This is a genomic window from Halobacteriovorax sp. DPLXC-1 (assembly GCF_036903125.1).
In the GTDB taxonomy this organism is placed as follows: domain Bacteria; phylum Bdellovibrionota; class Bacteriovoracia; order Bacteriovoracales; family Bacteriovoracaceae; genus Halobacteriovorax_A; species Halobacteriovorax_A vibrionivorans.
Map to the genome: position 1 here is coordinate 705,875 of NZ_JAYMCO010000003.1, position 10,286 is coordinate 716,160.

6 protein-coding genes are annotated in these 10,286 nt (G+C 37.8%); all 6 read left to right on the forward strand.

What is annotated here, in order from left to right:
• The first annotated feature begins 72 nt into the window (after positions 1 to 72).
• The 6 genes from VCM44_RS13430 (at position 73) to VCM44_RS13455 (ending at position 10,286) form a co-directional block, all read left to right on the forward strand.
• Positions 73 to 876, forward strand: a complete 804-nt coding sequence (locus VCM44_RS13430; protein WP_334679108.1) for a hypothetical protein — start codon at positions 73 to 75, stop codon at positions 874 to 876.
• Between the two features lie 181 nt (positions 877 to 1,057).
• Complete coding sequence (locus VCM44_RS13435) at positions 1,058 to 6,784, forward strand: tail fiber domain-containing protein (RefSeq protein ID WP_334679109.1); 5,727 nt, start codon at positions 1,058 to 1,060, stop codon at positions 6,782 to 6,784.
• Positions 6,785 to 6,929: 145 nt separating this feature from the next.
• Positions 6,930 to 7,394 carry a hypothetical protein gene (locus tag VCM44_RS13440; protein ID WP_115360971.1) on the forward strand — a complete coding sequence of 155 codons (465 nt, stop codon included), beginning with the start codon at positions 6,930 to 6,932 and terminating at the stop codon, positions 7,392 to 7,394.
• A gap of 169 nt (positions 7,395 to 7,563) precedes the next feature.
• Positions 7,564 to 7,788 (forward strand): heavy-metal-associated domain-containing protein, encoded by a 225-nt coding sequence (locus VCM44_RS13445; protein ID WP_115360969.1) that lies wholly within the window; start codon positions 7,564 to 7,566, stop codon positions 7,786 to 7,788.
• A 9-nt stretch (positions 7,789 to 7,797) separates the two neighbouring features.
• Entirely contained in the window at positions 7,798 to 10,008 is a 2,211-nt protein-coding gene (locus VCM44_RS13450) for a heavy metal translocating P-type ATPase (protein ID WP_334679110.1), read from the forward strand.
• A complete protein-coding gene (locus VCM44_RS13455; protein ID WP_115360965.1) occupies positions 10,005 to 10,286 on the forward strand; it encodes a metal-sensitive transcriptional regulator in 282 nt (93 codons plus the stop codon). The genes VCM44_RS13450 and VCM44_RS13455 overlap by 4 nt, the downstream gene beginning before the upstream one ends.

The window sequence follows — 10,286 nt, forward strand, 5'->3', positions numbered from 1 at the left end:
TTTCTTACTCACTATCTATAAAAATATTACATTCTACTCATTCTCATTATTTGGATATGTTAAGTATTCAGTATGAAGAAAATTATCCCCGTACTTGCTTTAATTATTTCCTTTAAATCTTTTGCTTCAATTGAAGTTCGTCCAAGTTGTTATCTTTCAGATAATGAAGAAATTCTCTATATGGATATGTTTCCTTGGAATCAAACAAGAGCTGAAATGGAAGAGAATTCTTGGGCCATATATAATTCTGGTAAGCGCATGGATAATCGCGTCTTTTTTGAGGATGATAAGTTTCTTATGCCATTTAAGGCAAGTGGTGGAAAAACTCAATATGCTCGTGTTCCAGAGGTCTTTATCAAGAGCTTAGTTTCACAAATTGAATACGCACTAGATAATGACTATGTGGACTTTATCAATTTCTCAGATATGGGCCATAGCCATTTCTTCATTCCAAATGAATTCTATGATGGTGAATTATCGAAATATTCATATGCAAAAGAGAAGGCAAAATTCTTTGAAACTCTAATGAATGAGAAAAGTGTTCTATCTCTTTATCATACCGCAGAACAAATGAAGTTCTTTGAAAAAAGAGGAGATGAATTTCCTCTGGCCGATCGCTATATTCAAAAAAGATTCTATACTCGAAACTTCGTGGCCAAGAATGATGGATCAAGAAACGGAAAAATTCTCTTCAATCTTGATGCTTCAGGACAGGCGACATCAACTTATCGTCCAGATGAATACCGTTATTGGGGATCTGGAATTTCTTTTAATGCCACTAAGAATGGATGCTTTTCATTTAAGAAGAATGGCCAAGTCTTTTACTTTGATATGAGTGCAGATGATGTTGGCTATAATATGCCAAATGGCTACTAGTAAATAGCAGTTATTGTTCCATTTTATTAATGTAAAATCGCACATTTAGAAGGCACAATTTTTGTCTTTTAGGCAAAGTTAACCTTGTTAACTCATTGATATTTGTTTGTTAATTAAAGAGCGTTAAGATGTCGATAAGCCACTGTAACAACAGGGGATTATGTTGCACGTAAGTCGAAAATTGACATTTTTTCTAGCACTATGTTTAAGCTTAGTATTTAGCTCAAACACTCTTGCGACAAAAATTGGTTACTCAGGTCGACTCGTTCAAGCAGATGGAACTCCAATTTCAGGAACACCTAATCTTCAATTTGATCTCTATTACTCGAACGATCTTGCAACTTCACTTGCAACGCAAACACTTAATTCAGTACCTCTTTCAAATGGAATCTACACTGTTGAGTTAGACTTTCCTTCATTGGCAACTTTAATTGCTAATACACCTGCTAGTGAAACCCTTGTAATACAAGTTCGCGATACAACAAATACGATCACATTTGATTATCAAAATATTCTAGCAACACCTCTTGCAAGTTACGCAGTAACGGCAGAGTCTATTGCAGATGCGGCCATTACACCACAAAGTTTAGACTTTGTTGCAAGTTGTGCTGATAACCAAATATTAATTAAGAATGGATCTCAATTTGATTGTATAAATCAAACGGCAGCGCTTTCAATTGATTCAACTCTTGTAAATAATGCAGGAACAATTGGACAAGCAACTGTTGGCACGGCAGGAACTTATACTTCTGTTACAGTGGATGCTTATGGGCGTGTAACTGCTGGTTCAAATCCTACTCCAACAATTGGCTCAAGTGAGATAACAGATGATTCAATTGTGGATGCCGATATTAATTCAGCGGCCAATATATCATGGTCAAAAATTAATGCTCCAACAATTGATAAGACTTATGTAGGGCTGCCTAATGTTTTAAACGTTGCTCAAATCCCAGCGTCGGATCTTGATAACTCGGGAACTCTTGATAGTGCAACACAGGTTCCAAGTGAGCTTGCTGTAAAAGGATACATCGATACTTACGCTGACGCTAAAGTAATTAACTCAATGGCCGGAACAGAAACGACACAAGCTCCTTCTGTTGATTCAGTGAAAAATTATGTGACTGCTCAAACGGGAGCAATTACTTCTTCTCAATGGACGACTTCAGGAAGTGATATTTATTATAACGGTGGATATATTGGAATTGGGACAACAACTCCCGCAAAACATCTTCATATAAAAGAGAGTACAAATACTCAAGCAATGCTAAGACTTGAATCAAGCCGTGATGCGGTTGGTGCTTCTACTGCTGTTGTGGAGTTCTTGGCTGCAGCATCTCCAGCACCACTCGATAAGAAACATTTTCAAATCATGAATGTAAATGGTACTGCCGAAAATATTCTATCTTTCACTTCTAATGATGATTCCATGACTAGTGCCAATAAAATTTTAAACCTAACTCATTCAGGTAACGTAGGTATTGGGAAGACAAATCCAGCTGAAAAGCTAGAAGTCGATGGTAATATTCAGGTTACAACTGGAAATGATATTTGTATTGCAGGATCAGGTTGTTTATCTAGTGCCGTAACAGGTGGCGGAGAGACGAATACTGCTTCAAGTGCTGGTGGGACTTCTCTTGTTTTAGCAAAGTCTGGAACAGATCTTCCATTTAAAGGTCTAACTTCAACGAGTGGGATTACACTTACATCAAATGCAAGTGACATTGGAATAGGGCTTGATACAGCCGTTGTTAGAAGTACAGCCTTAGCTACTCCTTTATCTGGATACACTACAGGTGCCGCCTCAAGTGTAGTTGCAACGGATAGTATTCTAGGTGCTTTTGGTAAGGTTCAAGGCCAACTTGATGCTCATGCAACTTCAATTGCAGGAAATTCTATTACTGATTCAGATGATATTACTGAAGGTGCAACAAATTTATACTTCACAGATATTCGTGCAAAAACAGCATCAGTTGTAAACTCAACAGCTGGAAGTGAAACAGATCAAGCCGCATCAGTTTCCGCTATGAAGTCATACGTACTTGCTGAAACAGGTGCAATAAATGAATCACAGTGGATCACGACAGGAAGTGATATCTATTACAATACTGGAAGTGTTGGTATCGGAACTCAAACACCAACGGTTCCACTTGAAGTTACGACAACAACTGGGCCCACAAATGTTTTAGTGAAATCAAATGATGGAGCAGCTAACTTACATTTAGATCGAGCAACTAGTTCAGATCAAGCAAAAGTTCTTCTAAGTACAGCTTCAAGTGCCGATTGGAGCATTGGAATGTATGGTAATAGCTTTCAATTATACGAATTTGGCCACGGTGAAACTGGACGCCGTTTTACGATTGAGGCAGATACTGGAAATGTTGGTATTGGTATAACTTCTCCAACTCAAAAACTAACTGTTGATGGAAATATTAATGTAACAACAGGAAATGATATTTGTATTGATGGATCTGGGTGTTTATCAAGTGCTGTTTCTGGTGGCGGTGAAACAAATACTGCCTCAAGTGCCGGAGGGACTTCACTTGTTCTTCCAAAGTCTGGAACAGATCTGCCATTTAAAGGCCTAACATCGACAAGTGATATTGCACTTACGGCAAATGCCAATGATATTCAAATTGGAGTTTCAACATCTAATGGTGCAGGTGAAGTTTTAAGACTTGATGGAAGTGGGCGAGTGCCTGCATCAAATGTAATGGGGACACCATTAACTGGTTACACTGTTGGTGCAAATGCTGTTCTTGCTCCAACCGATACAATTCTTGATGCTTATGGAAAGCTTCAAGCTCAGATTAATGCTAACTACACGGCAATCACTGGCCTAAGTGATACAGATGATCTTTCCGAAGGAGTGACTAATTTATATTTTACAGATGGCCGTGCTCAAACTGCAGCAGTCGTTGATTCAACAGTAGGGAATGAGACAACTCAAGCACCTTCAGTTAGTGCTATTAAAACATATGTTGATGCTCGTGCGACTCAGTGGACGACAGCTGGTAGTGATATTTACTATAACTCTGGAAATGTAGGAATTGGAACAACAAATCCTAAGGATACATTAGATCTATCTGGCGGAGTTCTTAGATTTGATAATAATCCAACCAATCACTTCAAGGCACCTTCAGCTGAAACAACTGAGCCTTTTAGGGTTTTTGTTCAAGATGATCAGGCCAATGCAAATGTCTATGGGACAAATAATAACAGCGCTATCATCTTTGAAAATCAAGATAGTAATAATCCCGTACCAGATGACGGCTTATATTTTATCAACACAGGTAGTGATGATATTCCAAAGATTGCAATGACAATTCAAGGAAATGGTCGAGTAGGAATTGGAACAGCATCACCAACTCAGGCGCTTGATGTTTCTGGAAATATTAAAGGGGCAGCATTCTATGGTGATGGTTCAAACTTAACTGGTGTTGATTCAACATCTTCATCAAATGAAGTTGATAATGTCATCGCTGCAGATAGTGATTCAAATGGAACAGGTGTTATTAATTTTCAAACTGGTGGTACAACAAAGATGACTATTGATAATAGTGGAAATCTAGGTGTTGGAACGAGTACGCCTGAATCAGTTGCTCATATTGCTAATACAAGCGGTCGACTTATCCTAGAGTCAACTGGTGCAAATAATACTTTTGTCACTCTAAGACCAGATAGTGGATCAGCAGATCAAGTTAATTTAGGAGTTAATGATGCAACTGGAGCTTTCTCTATTGCTGGTTCTGGAGGTATTGGAGCTAATGATCTTCTAACTGTCGAAAGTTCTGGGAATGTCGGAATTGGAACAAATACTCCAGTCGGTGATTTTCAAGTTGTAGGCAATGAAGGAAATGTCGTCATTTCAGGTACAGATGGTGAAGGTGATTACTCAAATATTCAATCAAATAATCATGCAAATCTTTTAATTGGTTCTAATTTAAGAATTTCAGATACCGGTGTTGGACATGATCTCGAAGTGAGTCAAACTCATGCTACTATGTCTGGTGCTGGTATTACTATTGGTGGTAACACAACTTCTGGTGACTTTATTGACTCAGGAGTAGTCTCTATTTATTCAACAAAAGGGGCCGCTACTCAAGACGATGATTTCACGGCAGCACCAACGGCCGTTTTTAGGCATGGAAAAGTCGGGATTGGTACAACTACACCTACTGCACCATTATTTGTTGAAAGAAATATTGCTGATTACACAACAAGCTTTCCAGAGACAGTTTCTAGAGCAACAATGCTTTTAAAGACTCATGATACGGACTCTACCTTAACCTCTTTTGGGGCCTTTAGTTTAGGTGCTGGTTATCTTCAGAGAACAAATGGTGCCGGTTCAACAGCTTATGATTTCTTCTTAAATCCTTATGGAGGTAACGTCGGGATTGGAACAACAACAGGAGAAGGAAAACTCTCTGTTGGTAATTTCTACCATACTGACTCATATCAAGTAACAGCAAGTAATACGACTTTAGCTGAAGTTACGATTGGTGGGGCGTCTCTTCCAACAACTGGGGTATATTCTGTTCAACTCGTTACTCAGGGGACAGCTACAGATACAGGTGCACTTTATCTTGTTTGGTATGATGAAGGTTCTGCTACATGGAAGACTCGTCTTTCTAGTCGTAATAACGGGACTTCTAATAATCCATATGTTGTTATTGAATCTAATGTTCCTAAGATAAAAACAAGTCATACTAATGATTATAGTATTGCAGTAACAATTCGTAGTGCATCAGGTGAAGCTAATTCTCTTCCTCATGCTTGGGGTGGACACTTTCAATGGCAAAGAGATGGAAATAGTCTCTCATACGCAGATGGACAAGTTGCAGTAGGTGGAAACCCTACTTCAGAGGCAGATTTTACTGTAAACCAATCTTTAAGACAGATGAGTTCAACTGGAGTTGGTGGATTAACTGTAATATCAGGTAATGATCAGGTCGGCCTACAGGTTTTTGATATCGATGGAAGTGCAGGAACCGGTGATGATAAAATTCCATCAGTTTATTGGGGTGATAACCCAACTGATGACCTAGCATTTACAAGATATACAAGTGGTGGAAGTTATACCGAGTATATGAGGCTTACTGGTACAGGGTCACTAGGGATTGGAACGACAAATCCTGGAGCTGATTTACATGTTCACGGGCGAGATAGCGCTGCTGCCTATCCAACAGATACAACAGCAGGAAACCTTGTCCATAAGATAACAAATTCCAATAATGGTGTTGAAATTGGGACAAGTGGGGCCGTAAATGGAAGGCGTGCCTGGATTCTTGCAAGGCACTCTTCAACGAGTACTTATGGAGCTTATTTATCAACTCTACACCTTCAGCCAGATGTTGGAACAGATACAAATTATCATGGGGTTGCCATTGGTCTTAGTGCTGGGACGCAATTAACGGCAAATGGTGAGAGATTAGTTGTTAATGGTACAGCTGCAAAACCTGGTGGAGGTTCTTGGGCCACATATTCAGATGAGAGACTGAAGGATCTTACTGGTGAGTATAGTCACGGATTAGATGAGATTATGAATTTAAACACTGTTAAGTATCGCTATAAAGACAATAATGCCCTTGGAATTTTAAATGAAAGAGAGCACTCTGGTTTTATTGCTCAAGATGTTCAAAAAGTAATTCCTGAAGCAGTTAGAAAGACAACTGATGACTTCTTAACTGTTGATAATGACCCAATCTTCTTGGCATTAATTAATGCAACAAAAGAGCAGCAGGAGCAAATTGAAGAAAATAAGCGTATGCAAAAGCTCATGCAAGAAGGCAACTCTCGTCGTATTTCTTCTCTTGAAGAGCAAGTGGATGCCCTAAAAGAGGAAAATGAAATTCTTAAGGCCTACCTTTGTGAAAAAGACCCTGATATGCCTCTTTGCCCGAAAAACTAGCCAAATATTATTGTAAAGAACTCTGTTTGCGATCGTGATTCTAGGTACCTAGGTGATATTCAACATCAAAATTGATTGAGCAGTAAAATAGATCTATTGATCATATGTATATATACGTATTTTCAAGTTCTCTGTGGAGGGAATTGTGATCCTTTTAAAATTGGCCATTCTTTCAATTGCTCTTCTCTATTCAACTGTCGCTCTAGCACAGGGGAAGATCTCTGATAAAGAGTTAGTGGCCACATTAAAATGTCATGAAGTTCAAAAAACAAGATGCTTAGAAGTACAAGAATATGGACAAGAGTTTGTTGGACCTCAAATTGATGAGGCTTTGAATGAAGCACAATTTGTGGATACAACTAGGCCTACCATTCGTGAACTCGTGTGTTGTGAGAAGAGTACGAGTTTAAGGGAGAGTGTGGTTGGCCATATTTTTAATGAAATGCTACCAGATCAAGTTATCATAAGTCTTTTAGGGCAAAAAGTTGTTAAACACACAAGTCCAACATCAAAAGCAAATTGTCGCAATATATCTAGTGTGAATAATGTCTATAACGACGATCGATTTGTTGGCCCTAAAATTCCCGATTATATAAAGAACTCTCAATAGAAATCTTTGCTATCTCTTATAACGAATTTACAGTAGCTTAGATAATAAGCCTCCACCTCATTGTCATTTCTTTGTCAACTTAACTTAACTTCTCTTGCTTTAGACCTCGATGAATAATATGATTAGAGAAGATACCCTATGGGGGTATATAGTTTAAAGAGAGGTACAAGTGAAAAAAGTTAAGTTTATTGTAAGTGGTATTAAATGTGGTGGTTGTGTAAGTAAAGTTGAAGGCGGACTTAAAGATATTTCAGGTATTTCAAGTGTCGATGTTGATGTTGAAAATCAGGAAGTGCTTGTAAGTGGTGAGAGTAACTTTTCAAATATGCAAATCAAGACCACTCTTTCTGGTATCGGTTTCCCTGTTTCAAGTATTAAAAAACTTCAGGCCTAGGAGAGACAAATGCAAAGTGAAAATGTGAATCAACAGGATATAAATATTAAAATCTCAGGCATGCATTGTGCTAGTTGTGCTTCTTCAATTGAGAAAGAAGTTGCAAAGATTGATGGCGTAAAGTCTAGTAGTGTTAACTACGCTGTTGAAAGTGGACACTTTGAATTTGATAATCAGGAGACCTTGAAAAAGATTGAAGATAAAATCGTCGATTTAGGTTATTCAATTCAATCTGATGTTGAAGGTGAGCAACAAGAAGATTCTAAACAGACGATTGAAAAAGATAATTTCTATAAGTTCTTATTTGGGATTATTCTGGCAATCTCTGTTTTCCTCTTTGAGATGGGACCTTTCAAATCTTGGCCTAATCAAAAAGCAAATTGGTATATCCAGCTTCTTTTGACTCTACCTGTATGGGCGTGGATTGGTCTGAAATTTCAACGATCACTTTTTCAATTCTTAACGAGTGGTCGCTCTAATATGAATACGCTCATTGGTTTAGGTACTAGTGCGGCATTTCTCTACAGTGTTTTTATTACTGTCTTTACTGGCCATGCAAGAGAGATGGGATTGACTGTAAGAGTTTATTTTGAAGCAGTAGGGTTTATCACTTCTTTTGTCTACTTAGGTCAATATTTTGAGGAAAGAGCAAAGAAGAAAACTAAAGAGGCCTTAAATGACTTATTTAAGTTATCTGCAAAGAAGGCAAATGTTTTAAGAGAAGATACGTTTAAAGAAATTGATATTAGTGAAGTTGTCGTTGGAGATATCATAAGAGTTCGTCCTGGTGAGAAATTTGCTGTCGATGGGGTTATTACGAAAGGTAGCAGCTCAATTGATGAATCAATGATTTCAGGAGAACCAATTCCTGTTAGTAAGACAGTTGATGATGAAGTCTTTGCCGGAACAATTAATGATGACAATGTCGTTGAGTATAAAGCGAGTAAAGTAGGTAATGACACTTTTCTTTCTCAGATTATTAGTTTTGTAGAAGATGCTCAGTCGTCAAAGCCAGAGATACAAAAATATGCAGATCGCATAAGTAGTATTTTTACTCCTGCAGTAATACTTATTTCAATTATCACATTTATTAGTTGGTACTTCTTAGGAGGAGAGCCTAAATGGGGTAATTCAATTTCAAACTTTATTGCTGTTCTTGTTATTGCATGCCCTTGTGCTCTTGGACTAGCAACTCCAACGGCCGTTGTTGTTTCAACTGGTCGCGCATCTTTAAAAGGACTTTTAATTGGTGGTGGAGAAGTAATAGAGAAGGCCGTAAAAATTGATACAATTATCTTTGATAAAACAGGAACAATAACTTTTGGAAAGCCTAGTGTTATTGATGAGGTCTACTTAGATAAGAGTAATAGAAAAGAATTACTTACTCATTTAGCTTCAATTGAGCAATTTTCGGAACATCCACTAGCTAAGGCAGTTGTTAATTTTGCTAAAGAAAGTGATATCGAGCTTTTTGAACCAGATAGCTTTGAAGTTATTAAAGGAAAGGGGCTAATCGCTGAAATCGATGATATTGAATACCATATTGGTAATGAAGCATTATTTGATGATGCGAGAATTAAAAGGGACTCTGATCTTGTTTCAAATAAAGTCGGAAGTTTTGTTTTTGTTTCTAAGAATAAAACTCACATCGCAACTTTAATTGTAGGTGATGAAATTAAGCCAAGTGCAAAGGATGCGATTAGACACTTTAAAGATCTAGGTGTTGAGACTTGGATGATTACTGGTGACAATGAACAAGTTGCAAAGAGTGTGAGTGAAGAGATCGGGATCGATCACTATATTTCGAAGGCACTACCAATTGCAAAGGCCAATCAAGTTGAAAAATTACAAGATAAAGGGCGAAAAGTTGCAATGATTGGGGATGGAATCAACGACGCCCCAGCTTTAGCTAAAGCTGATCTATCCATGGCCATGGGAACAGGAACAGACGTTGCAATTAGTGCTTCCGATGTTACAATTGTTAAAGGCGATATAGTTAAAGCGGTTGAGTTTATTGAACTTGCTAATGGTACAATGAAAATCATTAAGCAAAATCTCTTCCTATCGATGATTTATAATACATTATTAATACCAGTCGCTGCAGGTATTCTCGTTCCATTTGGAGGCCCTGCCATGCCACCTGTTCTTGCAAGTATTGCAATGGGACTTAGTAGTATTTCAGTTGTTACAAATAGTTTAAGAATAAGGAAGTTGATATGAGTAAACACCCAGACCATAAGGCAACACTAACTCGAGTAAATCGTATTGAAGGTCAGGTCAGAGGCATTAAGAATATGATCGAGGATGGAAAATACTGTGTTGATATTCTTACACAAATTAAATCAATTCGTAGTGCTTTGAAGGGACTAGAGTTAGTCATTTTAGAGTCTCACCTTAATAGTTGTGTGATAAATGCTCTTAAATCTGGATCTTCTAAAGAATCAGAAGAAAAGATAGATGAAATCATGGAATTACTTAAAAGATCTGCCAAGTCTTAG